This window comes from Brevibacillus sp. MS2.2, assembly GCF_013284345.1.
Classification (GTDB): domain Bacteria; phylum Bacillota; class Bacilli; order Brevibacillales; family Brevibacillaceae; genus Brevibacillus; species Brevibacillus brevis_C.
The window spans coordinates 14,757-33,504 of record NZ_JABSUZ010000011.1; the positions used below are offsets into that span (position 1 = coordinate 14,757).

At 48.8% G+C, this 18,748-nt stretch carries 18 protein-coding genes and 2 riboswitches; of the genes, 11 read left to right on the plus strand and 7 right to left on the minus strand.

What is annotated here, in order from left to right:
• Nucleotides 1-59 precede the first annotated feature (59 nt).
• The 4 genes from HP568_RS12315 to HP568_RS12330 form a co-directional block, all read right to left on the minus strand.
• A complete protein-coding gene (locus tag HP568_RS12315) occupies nt 60-833 on the minus strand; it encodes a pirin family protein (RefSeq protein ID WP_173629223.1) in 774 nt (257 codons plus the stop codon).
• A 54-nt stretch (nt 834-887) separates the two neighbouring features.
• Entirely contained in the window at nt 888-1,274 is a 387-nt protein-coding gene (locus tag HP568_RS12320; RefSeq protein WP_048036110.1) for a DoxX family protein, read from the minus strand.
• A gap of 75 nt (nt 1,275-1,349) precedes the next feature.
• The gene (locus HP568_RS12325) at nt 1,350-1,976 is read right to left on the minus strand and encodes an FMN-dependent NADH-azoreductase (protein ID WP_048036111.1); all 627 of its coding nucleotides are present in this window, start codon (nt 1,974-1,976) and stop codon (nt 1,350-1,352) included.
• A 134-nt stretch (nt 1,977-2,110) separates the two neighbouring features.
• On the minus strand, nt 2,111-2,557 hold the full coding sequence (locus HP568_RS12330; RefSeq protein ID WP_017247165.1) for a MarR family winged helix-turn-helix transcriptional regulator: 447 nt from the start codon (nt 2,555-2,557) through the stop codon (nt 2,111-2,113).
• A gap of 187 nt (nt 2,558-2,744) precedes the next feature.
• Here HP568_RS12330 and HP568_RS12335 point away from each other — a divergent pair, with 187 nt between their 5' ends.
• Nucleotides 2,745-3,845, plus strand: coding sequence for a carbohydrate kinase (locus tag HP568_RS12335; RefSeq protein ID WP_048036112.1), 1,101 nt, complete (start codon nt 2,745-2,747; stop codon nt 3,843-3,845).
• 3 nt (nt 3,846-3,848) lie between these two features.
• The gene (locus tag HP568_RS12340; protein WP_017247167.1) at nt 3,849-4,775 is read left to right on the plus strand and encodes a pseudouridine-5'-phosphate glycosidase; all 927 of its coding nucleotides are present in this window, start codon (nt 3,849-3,851) and stop codon (nt 4,773-4,775) included.
• A gap of 78 nt (nt 4,776-4,853) precedes the next feature.
• Here HP568_RS12340 and HP568_RS29745 read toward each other — a convergent pair whose 3' ends face one another.
• Nucleotides 4,854-5,339: a hypothetical protein gene (locus HP568_RS29745; protein WP_254551175.1), complete on the minus strand. Its 486-nt coding sequence runs from the start codon at nt 5,337-5,339 to the stop codon at nt 4,854-4,856.
• Nucleotides 5,278-5,733 carry a VanZ family protein gene (locus HP568_RS29750; RefSeq protein ID WP_254551177.1) on the minus strand — a complete coding sequence of 152 codons (456 nt, stop codon included), beginning with the start codon at nt 5,731-5,733 and terminating at the stop codon, nt 5,278-5,280. The genes HP568_RS29745 and HP568_RS29750 overlap by 62 nt, the downstream gene beginning before the upstream one ends.
• A 317-nt stretch (nt 5,734-6,050) precedes the next feature.
• Between HP568_RS29750 and HP568_RS12350 the strand changes: the two genes are divergently transcribed.
• The 6 genes from HP568_RS12350 (at nt 6,051) to HP568_RS12380 (ending at nt 13,420) form a co-directional block, all read left to right on the plus strand.
• Complete coding sequence (locus tag HP568_RS12350) at nt 6,051-8,471, plus strand: heavy metal translocating P-type ATPase (protein WP_048036114.1); 2,421 nt, start codon at nt 6,051-6,053, stop codon at nt 8,469-8,471.
• 64 nt (nt 8,472-8,535) lie between these two features.
• Nucleotides 8,536-8,736 (plus strand): copper ion binding protein, encoded by a 201-nt coding sequence (locus HP568_RS12355; RefSeq protein WP_048036115.1) that lies wholly within the window; start codon nt 8,536-8,538, stop codon nt 8,734-8,736.
• A 738-nt stretch (nt 8,737-9,474) separates the two neighbouring features.
• Nucleotides 9,475-9,621: riboswitch (cyclic di-AMP (ydaO/yuaA leader) on the plus strand.
• A gap of 388 nt (nt 9,622-10,009) precedes the next feature.
• Nucleotides 10,010-11,236, plus strand: a complete 1,227-nt coding sequence (locus HP568_RS12365; RefSeq protein ID WP_173629224.1) for a quaternary amine ABC transporter ATP-binding protein — start codon at nt 10,010-10,012, stop codon at nt 11,234-11,236.
• The gene (locus HP568_RS12370) at nt 11,220-12,059 is read left to right on the plus strand and encodes an ABC transporter permease (protein ID WP_173629225.1); all 840 of its coding nucleotides are present in this window, start codon (nt 11,220-11,222) and stop codon (nt 12,057-12,059) included. The genes HP568_RS12365 and HP568_RS12370 overlap by 17 nt, the downstream gene beginning before the upstream one ends.
• A complete protein-coding gene (locus HP568_RS12375; protein WP_173629226.1) occupies nt 12,056-12,991 on the plus strand; it encodes a glycine betaine ABC transporter substrate-binding protein in 936 nt (311 codons plus the stop codon). The genes HP568_RS12370 and HP568_RS12375 overlap by 4 nt, the downstream gene beginning before the upstream one ends.
• An 18-nt stretch (nt 12,992-13,009) precedes the next feature.
• Entirely contained in the window at nt 13,010-13,420 is a 411-nt protein-coding gene (locus HP568_RS12380; protein WP_173629227.1) for a hypothetical protein, read from the plus strand.
• Nucleotides 13,421-13,477: 57 nt separating this feature from the next.
• On the opposite strand, the gene HP568_RS12385 is transcribed toward HP568_RS12380, so the two are convergent.
• The gene (locus HP568_RS12385) at nt 13,478-13,846 is read right to left on the minus strand and encodes a Na-translocating system protein MpsC family protein (protein WP_048036120.1); all 369 of its coding nucleotides are present in this window, start codon (nt 13,844-13,846) and stop codon (nt 13,478-13,480) included.
• A gap of 241 nt (nt 13,847-14,087) precedes the next feature.
• Nucleotides 14,088-14,234: riboswitch (cyclic di-AMP (ydaO/yuaA leader) on the plus strand.
• A gap of 559 nt (nt 14,235-14,793) precedes the next feature.
• Here HP568_RS12385 and kdpF point away from each other — a divergent pair.
• The 3 genes from kdpF (at nt 14,794) to kdpB (ending at nt 18,721) form a co-directional block, all read left to right on the plus strand.
• Complete coding sequence (gene kdpF, locus HP568_RS30285) at nt 14,794-14,871, plus strand: K(+)-transporting ATPase subunit F (protein ID WP_111914364.1); 78 nt, start codon at nt 14,794-14,796, stop codon at nt 14,869-14,871.
• 61 nt (nt 14,872-14,932) lie between these two features.
• The gene (gene kdpA / locus HP568_RS12395) at nt 14,933-16,606 is read left to right on the plus strand and encodes a potassium-transporting ATPase subunit KdpA (RefSeq protein WP_048036121.1); all 1,674 of its coding nucleotides are present in this window, start codon (nt 14,933-14,935) and stop codon (nt 16,604-16,606) included.
• 75 nt (nt 16,607-16,681) lie between these two features.
• Nucleotides 16,682-18,721, plus strand: coding sequence for a potassium-transporting ATPase subunit KdpB (gene kdpB, locus HP568_RS12400; RefSeq protein ID WP_048036122.1), 2,040 nt, complete (start codon nt 16,682-16,684; stop codon nt 18,719-18,721).
• Nucleotides 18,722-18,748 lie beyond the last annotated feature (27 nt).

Sequence of the window (18,748 nt, forward strand, 5' to 3'; positions counted from 1 at the left end):
CGTCACAAAAATGTGACGGTCGGGCTTGATGATAGGATAAGGGCGTTTGGAAGAGTAGATTATTTACGATAAAGTGGATAATCAACCTCAGTGGGTACTTGAATCAACACCAGGCGGAGCGGGGCATCCGTTGATGCTTGGTAGATGGCTGTGCTGCTTTCCTCGGAGGAGAGAACAACAAAGTCACCTTTGGTTGCCGGGGTGTGGTTCTCGCTGACAGTTGCTTTCTCTGCAACGCTTCCGTTCCCTTCCACTATGACGACTGCGTGAGCATAACCAGCCGGGAGTTCTTTTGCATACGATTTTCCAGCGGGAATCGTGATGTCGCGCATCAAGGAATCGGTGACCAACTGAATGGGAGCAGATGATCCGATGATGTGTTTTACTTGCACACCATCTGCATCCTCAGACGGAAACTCCTCATGATCATATTGATAGTAAGTCGGAGGTTGCTTCGTCGTTTGTGCAAGATGCGGTTCAAACCAGATTTGAAACATATCCGTATCCTTGCCAAGCTCTTCTGCATGGTACGCGCCTGAACCGGTTTGCATGATCTGCGCGCCGCCTGTCGACACCTCTTGAAGATTTCCGAGCGTGTCCCGATGTCCGACTGTCCCTGTAAGGACGTACGACAAAATTTCGAAGCCGGAGTGAGGGTGCAGCGGAATTTCAAATGTCTTCAGTGATTTTGCCCATGCCCAGTAAAATAGTGGTCCTACCCGTTTGACAACGGAGCCTTCATGAGGGAAGCCAATTGGTTTGTTCTCTACGATTTCACCGTCGCCAAAATGTCCTTTTGCTTGCTGGTCCTGTTTGTAGACGAGGATTTCCATCTGATGTTCCTCCCTTAGTACGATTGCTGACTTACGGGTGGTGAGGAGTCACCATTAAAACAAAACGTATGCGCCTGGACCGATCAACGCTACACCAATAACAACTGCGATTAACGTGAGGTTGTATTCGAATCCGTTTTGTGTGACCCAATATCCATTTTGACCGTGTACTTTCAGAATGGCAACCAGCATTGTGAAAGCAAGCAAAATAGAACTTGCCCAGATACCTACGCCTGCCGCAAACATCAGACCGCCAACGAGTTCAGCGAATCCAGCGACAAAGGCCATCGCTACGCCAGGTTTTACTCCGATGGACTCCAGCCAGCCGCCTGTTCCTTTCAAACCATAACCCCCAAACCAGCCAAACAACTTCTGCGCACCATGACCTGCAAACGTCAAACCGATGACCAAACGAATTAACAACAATCCAGTATCCAACACTTTTCATCTCTCCTTAATTGTTTTTAATTAGTATATCTTTATTTTGAGATATTTGTCCAAAAAGGCTGGCGGGCCTTAGAAGGATTCCGCCAGTTTTGCTGCTTTTTCTACACCAGCTGCAACGAGCTCAGCTGCTTTGTCTTGGAATTGGTTGTGACCTTCTACGATCACTTCAGTTACATTGCTGATGCCCCAGAAGCCGAGGATCGTGCGAACGTATTTGTTTGCCATTTCAATCTCAGCCATAGGCCCTTCGGAATAAACGCCACCGCGTGCGCTCAACAGAGCTACTTTTTTGTCGCCCATCAGACCAACTGGACCTTCAGCAGTGTACTTGAATGTTTTGCCTGCTTGGGAGAGGTAATCCATATAGGAGTGCAGAACAGCAGGAACAGTGAAGTTCCACATTGGGAAAGCAAATACGATTTTGTCTGCTTCTGTAAACTGGTTCAGGTATTTGTTAACCAAGTCAGCACGTTTTTGCTCATCAGCAGACAGCTCGATGCCGTTTCCTGCTTTCCACATAGCAGTCAGCATATCGTTACCGTAATAAGGGAGGTTTTCAGCAAACAGATCCAACTCAACGATTTCGTCATTTGGATGTGTTTCTCTGTATGCTTTCGTGAAAGCTTCGTACAGCTTTACACTTGTTGCCTGCTCAACTGGGCGATCGTTTGCTTTAATAAAAAGTACTTTACTCATGAAAATTTCATTCCCCTTCCATTTAGTAAGTTGCTAACTTTTAATGCGTAAATCTTGATTTTAAGATTATTACGTATCAGATCGTTTGTCAACACTTTTTTGAAACGATTGTAGTGGTAGGAGGGACTGCTCATCTAATAAGTAGCCTGAGCAGTGCGTCCCAACTTTTTTAGCAGTTCGATTGCTTGACGCTGTTCTTCTGGTGTGAGACCTTCCATCGCTTTCTCAATGGCGAGTTGATGAGGAGGGAAGATTTCGGACAAAAATTGATGCCCTTTTTCTGTGAGTTCCGCATAAATGACGCGGCGGTCTGCCGAACAGGGCTTGCGAATGAGCAGTTGCTTCTTTTCGAGTTTGTCCACAACGTATGTGATGTTTCCGCTGGAGATCAAGATTTTTTCGCCAATTTGCTGCAATGGTTGAGGACCTTTATGAAATAATACCTCTAGTACCCCGAATTCAGTCGGATTAAGTCCATGCTCGCGAATGTGACGATTGGAGTGAGCGGTAACCCAGTTGTATGACCTTGATAAAACTACAAAAAGATCGAGGGGATCATTTCGCAGTGGTTTGTCAGACATATGGACCCTCCTATACATCAAAATTTCGATATCTCTAATTTAAGATAATCCTACATGATCGTATTCCTATTTGTCAAATTGAGATAAAAATAAAATAAAAAACACGCTTGTACAAACAGTTGTCTTCATGATAAACTTTTGTTTGTAAACAAGCTGTGAAAGCGAAACAGAAGAAAGGAGGATGACCGTGGAAAAAGACATGCAGATCCTTCATCATATCCGGCAAAATCCTTTTATCACGCAACAGGAGCTGGCTGATCTGATTGGCATCTCACGTTCAGCGGTAGCTGGCTACATCGCACAGTTGACCAAACGCGGGGAAATCAAAGGACGGGCTTATGTACTTCGTGATGAAGGAATGATTGCTTGTATCGGTGGGGCCAACCTGGACCGCAAAGCACGCGGCAAGCAACAGGTGCGTCTACACTCATCCAATCCCGTAACGATTATGGAATCGTGTGGAGGGGTGGCACGGAATATCGCGGAGAACCTCGGTCGTCTTGGCTGCAATACGTCACTCATCACCAGCATTGGTGAGGACAAAGAAGGCGAATGGCTCTTGCAGGAGACGAAAAAGCACGGGGTGCACATCAGCCAAGTGTGGCGACTGCCTACACAGCGTACGGGAACGTATACGGCGCTTCTCGATATTGATGGCGAGATGGTTGTTTCCTTGGCGAACATGGATATTTACGATGCTCTCACACCGGAGATGTTCGCGGAGAAATGGTCGCACATTGCAGCAGCCCACGTGGTTTTCATCGATACAAACATTCCGGCGGACTGCTTGGCGTACATCATCGAACGTTGCCGGGAGGAAAACATCCTGCTCTTCGTTGACCCGGTCTCTTCAATAAAAGCAAAGAAGCTCCCACAGCAATTGGACGGAGTAGAAGCGATTTTGCCGAATCGCGAAGAAGCCGAGCTGATGGCTGGCATGAAGATCACGACGATCGAAGAATGCGCCGAGGCTTGCCGCAAGATTAGGGAACGAGGCGTCAAGCACGTCATTGTGACCTTGGGCGAAGAAGGCATTTATTATCAATCCGATGAAGTTGAGGAGCATATGGCTCCATATCCAACGGAAGTAGTAGATGTAACAGGTGCGGGAGATGCGTTCGCGTCGGGCCTCTTGTATGGCATTGTAAACGGAGAGTCTTTCCAGAGAGCATGTCGCCTTGGATTGGCAGCATCCGCTCTGACATTGCAAACAGAGCAGTCCGTATCTCCTCTATTAAAAGCAGAACAATTGGAACTGGCCGTAGAACAATTCGAAAAGGAGCGATAAGAGATGAAACAATATTTGACCTTTACTGAGGAAGTACGCCACGCACTGGAGAACAACCTGCCGGTAGTTGCTCTGGAGACGACGATTATTTCGCACGGTATGCCATATCCGCAAAACATTGAAATGGCAAAAGAAGTAGAGCAAATCATTCGCGACAACGGTGCTGTACCAGCTACGATCGGGATCATGGACGGCAAAATCAAAATCGGTTTGACTGACAGCGAGCTGGAAGAGTTTGCGACGAACAAAAATGTAGCAAAAGTAAGCCGTCGCGACTTCGCTTACATTTTGGCTAGCGGTAAAATCGGTGCGACTACAGTAGCCGCTACCATGATCGCAGCTGAGATGGCTGGCATCCACATGTTTGCAACTGGTGGTATCGGCGGGGTACACCGTGAAGGCGAAATCACTTGGGACGTGTCTGCTGACCTGACTGAGCTGGCGCAAACTGATGTAGCTGTAGTATGCGCAGGGGCGAAATCGATCCTCGATATCGGCCGCACCCTCGAATATTTGGAAACACAAGGTGTACCAGTTGTGGGCTACCGCACAGATGAATTCCCATCCTTCTTCGCTCGCGAAAGCGGATTTGGCGTAGACATGCGCATCGATACACCGGAAGAAGTCGGTAAGATGATGAACACCAAATGGGATCTGGGACTCAAAGGCGGTATGATTATCGCGAACCCAGTACCAGAATCCGATGCACTCAACCACCAGGAAATCGAGGCTGTGATCCAAAAAGCACTCGCAGAAGCAAAAGAAAACAACATTGCAGGTAAACAGGTAACGCCATTCATGCTCGATAAAGTGAAAAAGCTGACAGAAGGCAAGAGCTTGGCAACGAACATCGCGCTGGTGAAACACAATGCTGAAGTAGCTGCGAAAATCGCGGTAGCTTATCAGAAAGAAGCGAATCAAGGTAAATAAGAGAGATTGAACAACTAAATAGTTTTAAAAAAAACGAGCCTCTAGAATCGCTTCTAGGGCTCGTTTCGTTTATTTTACTCACTCCCACCAATGTTGCATTCCACGAATTCCAACATCCCACAGCTTGGCGTTTCCGGAAACGATAATGGTAATTTCGTTTACCTCGTTAAAAGGCATCTCCCTTAAAGCTTCTGCCCCTTGATAGGATTGTTCGTTTAACGGAGTTATTTCTTGTCCGTCTACGATGATTTTGGCTTCACCCTTAGAGTCTCCATTGTCGGGAATGCCGAAATAGAAAGAAAGCCAAACATTTTCTTTGTTCCCCAGAATATAGTTGTATGTTTGGGTTGATTCCCCTTCACTGCTATACACGTTCATTTTCGGTTCTATTCGCTCACCTGCTACGGTGAAGCTTGGGAGGTTCTCAGTCATAGGTGTAGTTCCTGTCATTTCTTTCATGACCGTTAATGATTGAATAGGGCCTTCTCTTTTTTTGAGGATTTCAGAGACCACCATGACTCCAAGCCATGAGCTTTTTATAAGAAATGTTTGAAGAAAATCCAACTCGATAGGCAATATAGCCAATCGCTGCACCTAATGTATTGGATATCACATCATTTACATCAAAGCTACCAAGATAGGTTAAAGCCTGAATAGTTTCTAGAACAAGAATCGCTAAGACAAACAAGGATATGAACTTCCCAAATCTTACACGATACAACAGGGGAAATAGTATTCCAAAAGGGATAAAAGCAGCTACGTTTCCAAAATCAACAATCCATGAATAATTTAGTTCTGGAAATGTAAGTGGTACTCCTTCTGGAACAAGGATAAAGGTGTATCCTTCTAGACTGGTTACACCGTCGAGCCTGTTAAATGCAAAGAACATAAAAAATAAAATGAAAATCGTATAGCATATGGTGCCAGCTAAAATGATTTTCCGTGATTTCGTTTCCATCATTTCAATCTCCTTAAAGCCATTGTGTCTGAATGATTTTACTCTGAATGAATACGTAAGTGATTAGCTGTTAGTCACATCCTTCATGTAACGGTGTAAAGCTGGGGGGTGACATTTGCTTCGCCCGGCACCAAGGATAGAGGACGCCCGACATTTTTCCCTGTGTTTTCAGCACTTGAAGCCCATTTAGAAAAAAATTGAAAAAAGTACTTGATATACCCTGAGGGGGTATTGTATAGTAAAGGTGTGATCAGGAAACAACGTAAGGGAAACGATACGATAAAATATACCCCATAAGGGTATTTGGAGGGATTAGAATGAGTGCCAAAACAGCAGAGGCAACAGTTGCAATCTCAGGGATGACTTGCGCAGCTTGTGCACTGCGCATCGAAAAGGGCTTGGGTAAAATGGAGGGAGTGGAGACCGCCAACGTCAATCTGGCTTTGGAAAAATCCACAGTCGTCTTCGACCCAACGAAAACGAATATCGACGACATCCGCTCCAAAATTGAATCGCTCGGCTATGGCGTCGTCACTGACAAGGTGGAGCTAAACATCTCGGGAATGACATGTGCGGCTTGCTCCACACGGATCGAAAAAGGCTTGAACAAAACCGCTGGGGTTCTGAAGGCAAACGTGAACCTGGCGATGGAAACAGCCACTGTCGAGTACGATTCATCACAGGTAAGTGTGACGGACATTATTCAAAAGGTAGAAAAGTTAGGGTATCAGGCGACTCGTAAGGAAGAAGGAAAAGAAGAAGAAAAAGTAGATCGTCGCCAGGAAGAAATCAAACGTCAGACCCGCAAGTTCTGGATTTCCGCGATTCTGTCGCTCCCGCTGCTCTGGTCGATGGTGAGCCACTTTTCCTTCACCTCGTTTATCTGGCTGCCTGAAATCTTGATGAATCCGTGGGTACAGCTCGCATTGGCAACACCAGTACAATTCATCATCGGCGCACAGTTTTACGTCGGAGCTTTCAAAGCCCTTCGCAACAAGAGTGCCAACATGGATGTGCTGGTTGCTCTCGGTACCTCGGCTGCTTATTTCTACAGCCTGTGGGTCGCGATCAACTCCATCGGTGCTCACGGTGGCCACATGCTGGAGCTGTACTTTGAGACCAGTGCGGTACTGATCACGTTGATCGTCTTGGGTAAACTGTTTGAGATGAAAGCAAAGGGACGCTCTTCGGAAGCGATCCGCAAGCTGATGGGCTTGCAAGCAAAAACAGCAGTAGTCGTACGGGATGGCGTCGAAATGACTATTCCTGTAGAAGAAGTGAGACTGGGCGACGTCGTTCACGTGAAGCCGGGCGACAAAGTACCTGTCGATGGCATCGTCATGGAAGGACAGTCCGCAGTTGATGAATCAATGCTGACTGGTGAAAGTATTCCAGTGGATAAAGCCGCAGGCGATACCGTCATCGGCGCCACCTTGAACAAAAACGGCTTCTTGAAGGTTCAAGCAACCAAAGTCGGAAAAGAAACGGCTCTGGCGCAAATCATTAAAGTAGTGGAAGAAGCACAAGGAACAAAAGCACCGATTCAGCGCGTAGCTGACAGCATCTCCGGGATTTTTGTCCCAATCGTAGTAGGGATTGCTATTCTTACCTTCTTGATTTGGTACTTCTTCGTTATACCTGGCAACTTCGGTGAGGCTTTGGAAAAAGCAATTGCTGTACTCGTAATCGCTTGCCCATGCGCTCTCGGTTTGGCAACGCCGACTTCGATCATGGCGGGCTCTGGACGCGCAGCTGAGTTGGGCATCCTGTTCAAAGGCGGGGAGCATCTGGAGACGGCTCACCATCTGGATACGATCGTCCTCGATAAAACAGGGACTGTAACCAAAGGCGAGCCAGAACTGACAGACGTCATCAACATTGATATCGAAGAGCAAGAGCTGCTCTCTTTGGTAGGTGCCGCTGAGAAAAATTCCGAGCACCCGTTGGCTCAAGCCATCGTTCGCGGTATTGCGGATAAAGGAATCACCCTGTCCGATACAGGTTCATTTGAAGCCATTCCTGGTTTCGGTATCCGGGCAACCGTCGCTGGTAAAGAAGTACTCGTCGGTACGCGCCGTTTGCTGGAAAAACACCAAATTTCGTACCAAGCAGTGTCTGATACCATGCTGGCACTGGAGCGCTCCGGTAAAACGGCGATGCTCGCAGTCGTCGAAGGCAAGCTCGCTGGCTTGATTGCCGTAGCGGATACGATCAAACCAACCTCCAAGCAAGCTGTTCAGCGCATGAAAGCAATGGGATTGACTGTGATCATGATGACCGGTGACAACCGTCAAACAGCCGAGGCCATTGCCCGTGAAGCAGGAATCGATCACGTCATCGCAGAAGTCCTGCCTGAAGGCAAAGCCGCAGAAGTGAAAAAACTGCAAGAACAAGGCAAAAAAGTCGCGATGGTCGGCGATGGTATCAACGATGCGCCTGCACTCGCTACCGCTGACGTCGGGATGGCAATCGGTACAGGTACAGATGTGGCTATGGAAGCAGCAGATATTACCCTGATGCGCGGCGAACTGACCAGTGTCGCAGACGCCATTGAGATGAGCAAACTCACCATCCGCAACATCAAGCAAAACCTGTTCTGGGCATTGGCCTACAACACTTTGGGCATCCCGATTGCCGCAATCGGCTTCCTCGCTCCGTGGCTTGCCGGTGCCGCAATGGCCTTCAGCTCGGTCTCCGTTGTACTCAACGCACTGAGACTGCAACGAGTAAAGCTGTAACAACAGTAACAAGCGGCTTTGTCCGCCTTACCTATATAACATAAAATGTAAGGAGAGATTGATCATGACAAATATCACATTGAACGTAGAAGGTATGTCTTGCAACAAATGCGTAGCGCGCATCGAGAACACATTGAAAGAACTGGGTGCAGAAGGCAAAGTAAACCTGGCTGAAAAAAAGGTTGAGGTTTCCTACAACGAGGGTAACTTGACTCTCGATGCAGTAAAAGAAGCAATCGAAGACCAAGGCTACGACGTCGTTTAAGCATCGTGTCTTTGAAAAGCAAAGCTCCTGCCTGATTCATTGAGGCAGGGGCTTTTTGGTGTTGAGATAAAAGTGGCTGTAGTGGAGGGGAAGAAGCCCCATTTCCAGTCTACGCTTCGGCCTACGCCCCGCAAGGGGTTAGACTGTCCGCTCCGAAATGAATGTCGGGAGCGCTTCAAAACTGAAAACGTTACAACGTTTTTGTATGTGATAAAAGCTGAAAACCCCCGCCATTCATTTCTCCGCTAGGTAGGGCTCCAGAGGCGCTAGGACTGGAAATGTTCTTCTTCCCAAGCAGCTTTTTACTACCTTTTGAAAGCAGCATTCAAGCTGTCTTTTAAAAAGCATGTAGAACCCCAACAGCTCGTAGAGGAAACAGGAGAAATAAGCGAAGATCTTTGGACACACCTACCGAGGCGCAGTGAAAAAAAGAGAAACTGCCTTTAGCGTCCACCTCTGAGCCACATCCTGATGGACTACTTTGGACGCGGTTTCGCTTTTTTTCACGGAGCCGGGCACCCTATGCTCCCGCGCAGGGGTTCCAAGAAGCTGAGCGTTTTCTCCTGTTTCCTCCCACCACAACAGCGAGAATAACGCACTAATACCTTGATTCAATGAGCAACCGAGAGCTAATCCAATCCGACTCATAAAGAAAGACAAAGTCTGGTTAAAACTGTGCTAAACAAACGTTCACAATAACTGGAAGCGAGCGTATAATCAAATCACAATCAAGCTACAAAACACATACGGCCTAGTTCCGAGATTCTCGGAAGCGGGGGAACCAATCTTTTGGGGTTAATCCTGAGTGATCAGGAGGGATGAGAAAATGTCTTCTCTGCCATCCTACCCGTCAGCTAACCTCGTCGGCCAAAGCAGGGAAGGTCATGGATGGATAAAGTCTAGGCATTTAATGCGCAACAAGGGAATTCCTTGCGGGCGTGTGATAGGCCGATGCAGGCTTTTTCTTTGGGACCTTTGTTCTGGAGAAAAAGGATGGATCGGCCTATTTTTTATGGAAATACCGATGAGCAGCTTACGCGATACAGACGTGAAGGAAAGGGTGTGGATCGCTGGGAGGCAGTTGGTACGACATAAACCGCTGACAATCGAAATCAGGAAGACAGAGTACAGGGAGTCCTGAAAATGGATGCCAGGTATTACGTAAGCCTGCGGATTTTCAACACGAGTAAAAATCAAGCGTGCCTTGGTTTTGCTGGAGTGTGGAAACTTCGCGGGCTTTTTTCATTTACAAAAAACGAAGGATGGGGATACCATGCCCAAAATGAAAGTCCATCAACTGACAAAAGTGTTCGGCAAGCAGCCCGAGCTGGCCTTGAAGCTGCTGGCGGAAGGACGTACGAAAGAACAAATTTACAAGCAAACGGGCCAGTCTATCGGGGTAAATCAGGTCAGCTTTGAAGTCGAGGAAGGTGAAATCTTCGTCATCATGGGCCTGTCCGGCAGCGGCAAATCAACCTTAATCCGACTGTGCAATCGACTGATTGACCCAACAAGCGGAAGCATCGAGATCGATGGGGAAGAGATCGTGGACATGAAGGCGACAGATTTGCGCGAGGTGCGGAGGAAGAAGCTCGGAATGGTTTTTCAAAATTTCGCCCTGTTTCCGCAGAGGACGGTACGAGAAAACGTCGAGTTTGGATTAGAGATTCAACAAGTACCACTAGGGCTCCGGCAAGAAAAAGCACGGGAAGCACTCGCGCTCGTTGAATTAACCGAGTGGGAAAATGCGTACCCGAATCAATTGAGTGGAGGGATGCGCCAGCGGGTCGGATTGGCACGGGCGTTGGCTAATCATCCCGATATTCTCTTGATGGACGAAGCGTTCAGTGCACTAGACCCGCTCATTCGAAAAGATATGCAGGATGAGCTGCTGGAGCTTCAGATGACGATGAAAAAGACGATCCTGTTCATTACACACGACTTGCACGAGGCGTTGCGGCTGGGCGATCGGATTGCCTTTATGAAAGACGGACAGATCATTCAGATCGGCCGCCCGGAAGAAATCATGGCAGACCCAGCGGATGAATTCGTGCGGAAGTTCGTGGAGGATGCGGACCTGTCCAGGGTGCTCATTGCTGAAAATGTGATGAAACGGGCAGAAGCAATCACCCCTGACAAAGGGGCGCGAGTGGCGCTGCAACTCATGATGGATAACGGCGTTTCCAGCTTGTACGTCGTGGACAAAAAGCGCACACTGCTCGGCTTGATTACGGCGTATGACGTATCACTTGCGATTGGTACGGGAGATTCGCTGGAGACGATTATGAAAACCGACCTCCCTACCGTTTCACCTGACGCACGTCTGCACAGTTTGTTCCCGATGATGGCAGACCTTCACGTCCCGATTGCTGTAGTGGGCGAGCAGCAGCGTTTGTTGGGTGTCATCGTAAAAGGAGCGGTACTAGGCGGGCTGGTAGGCAAAGTCAATGTTCAAGAGCACCAGAGAGCAGAGGTGATGAGTGATGGACGCCGTACCTAAGCTGCCGATTGGCGAATGGATGGAAGGGTTTGTGGAGGTGCTGGGCCAGTACAAAGGGGTATTGTTTGATCCAGTGTCTATCGTCATTTCCACGATGGTGACTTACTGTTCCACGGTTTTGGCAGAGATACCCTCGCTGATTCTCATCTTGCTGCTAGGGGCCGCTGCGTGGGTTTTTGCAGGGAGAGCGTCCATGGTCTTTACTGTTATCGGACTTTCTCTCATCCACAACTTGGGGTACTGGGATGAAACGATCGAGACATTGGGACTCGTCCTCACTGCCACCATGATTTCGATCGCCATCGGGATTCCGGTGGGCATTCTTTGCGCGAGACATGATACGTTTCGCAAACTGGTCACGCCAGTACTGGATCTGATGCAGACGATGCCAGCGTTCGTTTATTTGATTCCTGCGATCTTTTTCTTCGGCTTGGGCGAGGTGCCGGGAGTTATTGCCTCCGTTATTTTTGCTTTGCCGCCAATCGTGCGTCTCACGAACTTAGGCATACGTCAGGTCCCAGCGGAAATGGAGGAAGCAGCGGACGCCTTTGGTGCAACTGGCTGGCAAAAGCTCGTAAAAGTACAACTGCCTTATGCGAAATCGACAATCTTGGCGGGAGTCAATCAGTGCATCATGCTCGCCCTGTCGATGGTGGTCATAGCGGCTATGATCGGGGCGAAAGGTTTGGGCGCAGACGTATATCGCGCGGTATCACAAGTGGATATAGGAAGAGGATTCGAGGCGGGGCTATCCATCGTGATCATCGCTATCATCTTGGATCGGCTTACTCAACATGCGGGAAAAAAGGAGAGAAATACATGATGAACAAAATGGTTCCAGCTTTACTGGTAGTGATGATGGGAGCGACAGCTTGGCTCGCAGGCTGCTCCAGCCAAAACACAAACACAGCAATACCGACAGCAACGGTGATCGGTCCGATTCCTTCTGAGACATCGGACAACGCGCTAGGAGAAAAGCTCGACTACAAAATCATCGGAATCGACGCAGGAGCAGGCTCGATGGTGAAGACAGAGGAAGTCATGAATCTGTATGGCTTGGATAAATGGCAGCTTGTTGAAGGCTCAGACGCAGCGATGACAGCAGCTTTGATCAAGGCATACGAAGCGAAGGAACCGATTATCATTACGGGCTGGACGCCGCATTGGATATTTAAAAAGATGGATTTGAAATACTTGGCGGACCCAAAGAACGGCTTTGGCGGAGCGGAACAAATCCATACCATCGTGCGCAAAGGGCTGAAAGAGGATCAGCCTGCTGCCTATCAATTCTTGGATAAGTTCTGGTGGGAGCCAGCCGATATGGAGTCAGTCATGGTCCAAATGATGGACGGAAAAGATCCGGAAGTAGCTGCTGCGGAATGGGTAAAAAACAACGAAGCCAAAGTAGGGAAATGGGTGGAGGGTATTAAACCTGTCCAAAAAGAGAAACTAACTCTCGCTTATGTAGCATGGGATTCTGAGATTGCCAGCACGCATGTCGTAGAGCATGTGCTGGAGAAGAAGCTGGGGTATGAAGTCGACTTGAGTCAGGTGCAGACAGGACCGATGTGGGCAGGAGTGGCCATAGGGGATATAGATGGAATGGTGGCGGCTTGGCTGCCGTCTACAGATACGAGCTATTTGAAAAAATTTGGTGGGCAAATCGAGGATTTGGGTCCGAATCTCGACGGAACCAAAATCGGACTCGTGGTTCCTTCGTACATGAACATCTCGTCCATTGAGGATCTTCAATAAGGAAGGGGAGGCTCTGCTATGAAGCATTATCTCGTAATGGGCAAGGGGGAAGCATTCACTTCTTTTGTCCAGACACTATGCTGCGATAGTTTGCCAGCTTTTTGGGGAAGGAATCCCGGTGCCTTTTCCTTGACAGCGGGGCCTGGAGACAAGACGATTCAGCGCTTTTTGCCCATCTCATTTGACGAGTGCTACCGCGATCAGGAATCCTTGCTGCTCTACCATTCCGTCTATATCTTTCCCGACGAGTGGGCGGAGGGACGCGATTTGCTTACACTGTTCAAGCAGTTGGGCACCTGCCGGATTTTTGTGATGACGCAGGAGCATCGGAACGCGCTGTTATACAAGGCGCTCGGGGCGAATCACGTCATCGTGAGCCAGCCTGGGTATAAAGGCTACGGCTGGTTGGCTGAACAGATGAGTGGGTAAGAGAGGAATAGAAAAGGCTCCGCCTGCAAATGAAGGCGGAGCCTTGTTTTCGTAAAATTAGCCCAACATTTTTTCGAGGTCCTTGTCCAATACATAAACCTCGATCCGTTCGCCCATTTTCGTGCTGATGTCGCTATGACTCGATAGTACCTTGCAGCTTGTCAGCTTTTCTACGATTTCTTCCGATTCTTCGCTGTACATTTCACGGAGAACCTCGCGCATTTCTTTGACGATGCGGCGACCTTTATCATGACTGGACAGATGCTTTTCTTCGACGGTGAGAACACCTTTGAACCTGACGATGACCATATCACCGACGATGTAGGTCTTCGCTTCCTGCGGACCTCGTCCAATCAGATCGCGTTGAAATTTTATGAATGCTTCGCTGATTTCTGCTTCCAGCTTTTTTTTGTTAGAGATGGCCAAACGCCATACCTCCCATAATTTATCATTGTGCCTAATATTACTCAGCCGTTTAGAGGCTGTCAAACAAATAGGCTGATAATGTGAAAACGCAAGAGAATCGATGAAATATCATGATCGGATGAGGCCTGATAGGTTTAAATCGCTTACACGGATAAAGAATGCAGAAATCGTGTGAAAAAGACAGAAATAGGACATTAACATCCGATTATGCCGGACGTATAATGAGACTCGTAACCAACAATTGCAAATATGGCCAAATCCCGAGGCACTCGGGAACGGAGGACCCAATCAGTAGGGGTTAATCCCACGTATGAATCGTGGGAGGGATGAGACACTCTTTCGCCATCCTACCCGTCAGCTAACTTCGTCGGCTAAAGCGAGGGAGGTCTAAAGACCGCCTATTTGAGGAGGCCTTTTTGTTATCCGTTTAGGACGACAAAGGTTAACTCGAAACGTAATGCAGGTCTTTTCGTTTTGCTCAAAAACGGCCATTGACCGTTTTTACTTACAAGTAAATAGCTGTTTTTTTGAAAAAGGAAACGGGAGACAAAACGCAAAGAAGGCAACTTCAAGTCGGCTGGGCGTTAGGTAGACCAATGAGTACTTTTTCTCCGATACAAAAAATCGTTTTATTTGCCGCGGGAAGCGGGCGACTTCGTTCGTCTGTTCCTCTTCAGCTCGGTCAAATATGGCGATCTTTCGGGGAAATCGTAAGCATTGGTCTATTTTTTTCCCAAATGGCAGGTTTTCTTCAAAAAAGAAAACTCGTACAGGGGAAGCGAGAGAGACGAGTCGGCCAGACTTCACGGAATAGTACATACGACAAAAAAGGAGGGACATGGCATGGACGTGGTTTCCATACTGCTCTTGGCGCTTTCATTCGGAGTATTTTTTGTACTCATCAAGTTTTGTGACGCCGTGGTAAGAGAACAGGGAGGGAAAGAGAAATGATCTGGTTGCTTTTGATTGTGGCAGGGCTTGCGATGTACCTGTGTCACGCATTGATTTACCCGGAAAAATACTAGGGGTTACCCGAATCATTCGTTTATTTGGAACCATTTTTTAGAGGGAGTAGGAGGAACTGTCGTGGACTTTATACAAATAGCGTTGGTTTTGGTGGTGCTTTTCGTACTCGCCATACCGATGGGAAAATATTTGGCACGCTCCTTTTCGCTGGAGACGACCCGATTGGACCGTGTTTTTGGCGGGGTGGAAAAAGCGATATACAAGCTGTCTGGCATTCGCGTAGCAGATATGACCTGGAAGCAGTACGCAATGGCTGTTCTGGTCAGTAACATTTCGATGGTAGCGATTGCGTATCTCTTGCTTCGTTTGCAAGGGATGCTGCCTGGAAACCCGAGTGGAATCGCGGCGATGGAGCCGTTGCTTTCCTTTAACACGGCGGTCAGCTTTTTGACGAATACGAATCTTCAGCATTACAGCGGGGAGAGCGGATTGTCGTATCTATCGCAGATGCTGGTCATTATTTACCTGATGTTTACGACGCCAGCGACAGGGATCGCGGTCGTGATGGCCTTCATGCGAGGGCTGACAGGGCAGCGTAGCATCGGTAACTACTACGTAGATCTGGTGCGTGCTCATACACGTGTGTTGATTCCACTGGCGATTGTTGTGACATTGCTTTTGGTGTCCCAAGGCGTGCCGCAGACGATGGAGCCGACGGCAACAGCGACAACCATTAGCGGAACGGAGCAGCAAATCGCTCGCGGTCCGGTTGCTTCACTCGTTTCGATCAAGCATTTGGGGACAAACGGAGGCGGATTTTTCGGGGTAAACTCTTCGCATCCGTTTGAAAACCCGACACCGTTAACAAACGTGATCGAAATTTTGTCGATGTTCTTGATTCCAGCGGCACTGCCGTTCGCATTTGGCTTCTTGGCGAAGAGCCGCAAGCAAGGGTGGGTCATTTTTGGAGCGATGTTCGTGATGTTCCTGGCGTTCCTGATCACGGCGTATGCCAATGAGGTAAACGGCAACCCGGCGCTGGAACGAGCTGGCCTGTCACAACAAATGGGCAGCATGGAAGGAAAAGAAGTCCGTTTTGGTATCGCGCAAAGCGCCTTGTTCACTGCCGTGACAACAGCGGCAACGACAGGAACCGTGAACAACATGCACGATACATTGACACCACTAGGCGGCTTGGTTCCGCTCGGTGAAATGATGCTCAACTGCGTATTCGGCGGAGATGGTGTCGGAACGATTAACATTTTGATGTATGCGATTTTGGCTGTATTCTTGGCGGGCTTGATGGTGGGGCGTACGCCTGAATTCCTCGGCCGCAAGATCGAAGGAAAAGAGATGAAGCTGATCGCCATCGCGATTCTCGTTCATCCCCTGATTATTTTGGCGCCAACCGCCATTGCATTGGCGACAGAAATGGGCTCGTCCGCAGTATCGAACCCAGGCTTCCACGGCATTTCACAAGTGCTGTATGAGTACACTTCTTCGGCGGCAAACAACGGTTCCGGTTTTGAAGGATTGGCGGACAACACACCATTCTGGAACATTTCTACCGGACTCGTCATGCTGTTCGGTCGATACGTCTCAATTATTACGATGCTGGCGGTAGCAGGTTCCTTGCTCGCAAAAACACCAGTACCGGAAACGATGGGTACGCTGCGCACAGACAATAGTGTATTCACGGTGATTCTGATTGCGACTGTGGTGATCGTAGGCGCACTGACATTCCTGCCTGTGCTTGCGCTCGGCCCAATCGCAGAGTGGCTCACAATCCGATGATAAGAGGACGTTCAAAAGCCGACTTTTTGAACATCGATTTGAAAATGAATACTAGAGGCAAAGGAGTAATTTTCCATGAGTAGAACGCGCACGGTTGCGCTTCCTAAAGATTTGTACCAACGGGCCTTTGTCGAGTCTTTCAAAAAACTGGACCCGCGTGTGATGATGAAAAATCCAGTCATGTTCGTGGTAGAGATCGGGTTCTTCATAACGCTTCTCCTGACGTTTGTGCCCAATTTGTTTGGGGGAGCTTCGGACCCGTTTTACAACGGTGTCGTCAGCTTTATCCTGTTCGTGACAATTTTGTTCGCCAACTTCGCAGAAGCCTTGGCAGAAGGGCGCGGCAAAGCACAGGCAGAGAGCTTGAAAAAAACGAAGCAGGACACGCAAGCAAAAAAAGTGGGGAAAGATGGTCGCATTCAAGTCGTCAGTTCCACCGAACTGCGAAAAGGCGATCTGGTCATAGTGGAAGCAGGCGAGCTGATTCCATCCGACGGGGAAATCGTCGAGGGTGTCGCCTCTGTGGACGAATCAGCGATTACGGGTGAATCTGCTCCGGTCATTAAAGAAGCAGGTGGCGATTTCAGCTCTGTCACGGGAGGTACACGTGTCGTCAGTGACCGTATCCGCGTCCGTGTGACGACTGATCCCGGCGAATCGTTTTTGGATCGCATGATTTCGTTGGTGGAAGGTGCGAAAAGACAGAAGACCCCGAATGAAATCGCGTTAAATACGCTGTTGGTCAGCTTGACGTTGATATTCCTGATCGTCTGCACGACCTTGCAGCCAATCGCAAACTATGTAAATGCAGCCATTCCGGTTGCGACACTGATTGCTTTGCTCGTTTGCTTGATTCCGACCACGATTGGGGGACTCTTGTCAGCGATTGGGATTGCGGGTATGGACCGGGTCACACAGTTTAACGTCATCGCCATGTCTGGTAAAGCCGTTGAGGCATCCGGTGACATCAACACCATTATTTTGGATAAAACGGGAACGATCACACATGGTAACCGGATGGCTGCCGAGTTTGTCACCGTAGGCAACAGCAAAAGTACGGAATTGAACCGAGTAGCTGCACAAAGCTCGGTCCATGACGAAACACCGGAAGGACGATCTGTTGTAGAGTTGGCGAAAAAACAAGGTCTGGCACCTGCTGAACTTGAATTGCCGGGTTCCGAGGGCGTAGAGTTCCGTGCTGAAACGAGAATGAGCGGGACGAATCTGGCAAGCGGCGTCCTCATCCGCAAAGGGGCCGTCGACGCCATCAAAAAATACGTGGCAGAGCAAGGGGGCAACATCCCTGCTGATCTGGATGAAAAAGCAAACCGGATTGCAACGGCGGGCGGCACGCCATTGGCTGTAGCAGAAGGCAATACAATTCTCGGTTTGATTTACTTGAAAGATACCGTAAAGCCAGGGATGCGCGAACGCTTTGAAGAGCTGCGCCGCATGGGAATTCGTACGGTCATGTGCACGGGGGATAACCCGCTGACAGCAGCGACGATTGCCCGCGAAGCTGGTGTGGACGATTTCGTAGCCGAAGCCAAGCCGGAAGACAAGATTGCGTTGATCCGCAAAGAACAAGCGGCAGGCAAGCTGGTCGCCATGACAGGTGACGGTACGAATGACGCGCCAGCTCTCGCACAAGCCGATGTCGGTTTGGCGATGAATACGGGTACGGTAGCGGCGAAGGAAGCAGCCAACATGGTCGATCTGGATTCTGACCCGACCAAAATCATCGAGGTCGTAGCGATTGGCAAGCAGCTTTTGATGACACGCGGTGCATTGACGACGTTCAGTATCGCCAATGACGTAGCGAAATACTTCGCAATCATTCCTGCGATGTTCATGCTGGCGATCCCACAAATGAGTGCGCTCAACATCATGGGTCTGGCAACACCGCAAAGTGCGATTTTGTCTGCGTTGATCTTCAATGCGATCATCATTCCGATCCTGATTCCGCTAGCGATGAAAGGTGTGAAATACACACCGATGAGCGCGACAAAGCTGCTTAGCCGCAACCTGGTGATCTATGGCTTGGGAGGAATTATCGTTCCGTTCGTGGGCATCAAGCTGATTGACTTGATTTTGGTGGGGTTAAATTTAGTTTAGTTAAAATGAAAAAAGAAAGCTCAGGTG

What these genes read in the sequence shown, in the direction of transcription:
- HP568_RS12355 (WP_048036115.1), top strand. Translation starts at nt 8,536, where the DNA reads ATGACAAATATCACATTGAACGTAGAAGGTATGTCTTGCAACAAATGC.
- HP568_RS12325 (WP_048036111.1), bottom strand. Translation starts at nt 1,976, where the DNA reads ATGAGTAAAGTACTTTTTATTAAAGCAAACGATCGCCCAGTTGAGCAG.
- HP568_RS12380 (WP_173629227.1), top strand. Translation starts at nt 13,010, where the DNA reads ATGAAGCATTATCTCGTAATGGGCAAGGGGGAAGCATTCACTTCTTTT.
- HP568_RS12365 (WP_173629224.1), top strand. Translation starts at nt 10,010, where the DNA reads ATGCCCAAAATGAAAGTCCATCAACTGACAAAAGTGTTCGGCAAGCAG.
- HP568_RS12375 (WP_173629226.1), top strand. Translation starts at nt 12,056, where the DNA reads ATGATGAACAAAATGGTTCCAGCTTTACTGGTAGTGATGATGGGAGCG.
- HP568_RS12350 (WP_048036114.1), top strand. Translation starts at nt 6,051, where the DNA reads ATGAGTGCCAAAACAGCAGAGGCAACAGTTGCAATCTCAGGGATGACT.
- HP568_RS12330 (WP_017247165.1), bottom strand. Translation starts at nt 2,557, where the DNA reads ATGTCTGACAAACCACTGCGAAATGATCCCCTCGATCTTTTTGTAGTT.
- kdpF (WP_111914364.1), top strand. Translation starts at nt 14,794, where the DNA reads ATGATCTGGTTGCTTTTGATTGTGGCAGGGCTTGCGATGTACCTGTGT.
- HP568_RS12370 (WP_173629225.1), top strand. Translation starts at nt 11,220, where the DNA reads ATGGACGCCGTACCTAAGCTGCCGATTGGCGAATGGATGGAAGGGTTT.
- kdpB (WP_048036122.1), top strand. Translation starts at nt 16,682, where the DNA reads ATGAGTAGAACGCGCACGGTTGCGCTTCCTAAAGATTTGTACCAACGG.
- HP568_RS12315 (WP_173629223.1), bottom strand. Translation starts at nt 833, where the DNA reads ATGGAAATCCTCGTCTACAAACAGGACCAGCAAGCAAAAGGACATTTT.
- HP568_RS29750 (WP_254551177.1), bottom strand. Translation starts at nt 5,733, where the DNA reads ATGGAAACGAAATCACGGAAAATCATTTTAGCTGGCACCATATGCTAT.
- HP568_RS12340 (WP_017247167.1), top strand. Translation starts at nt 3,849, where the DNA reads ATGAAACAATATTTGACCTTTACTGAGGAAGTACGCCACGCACTGGAG.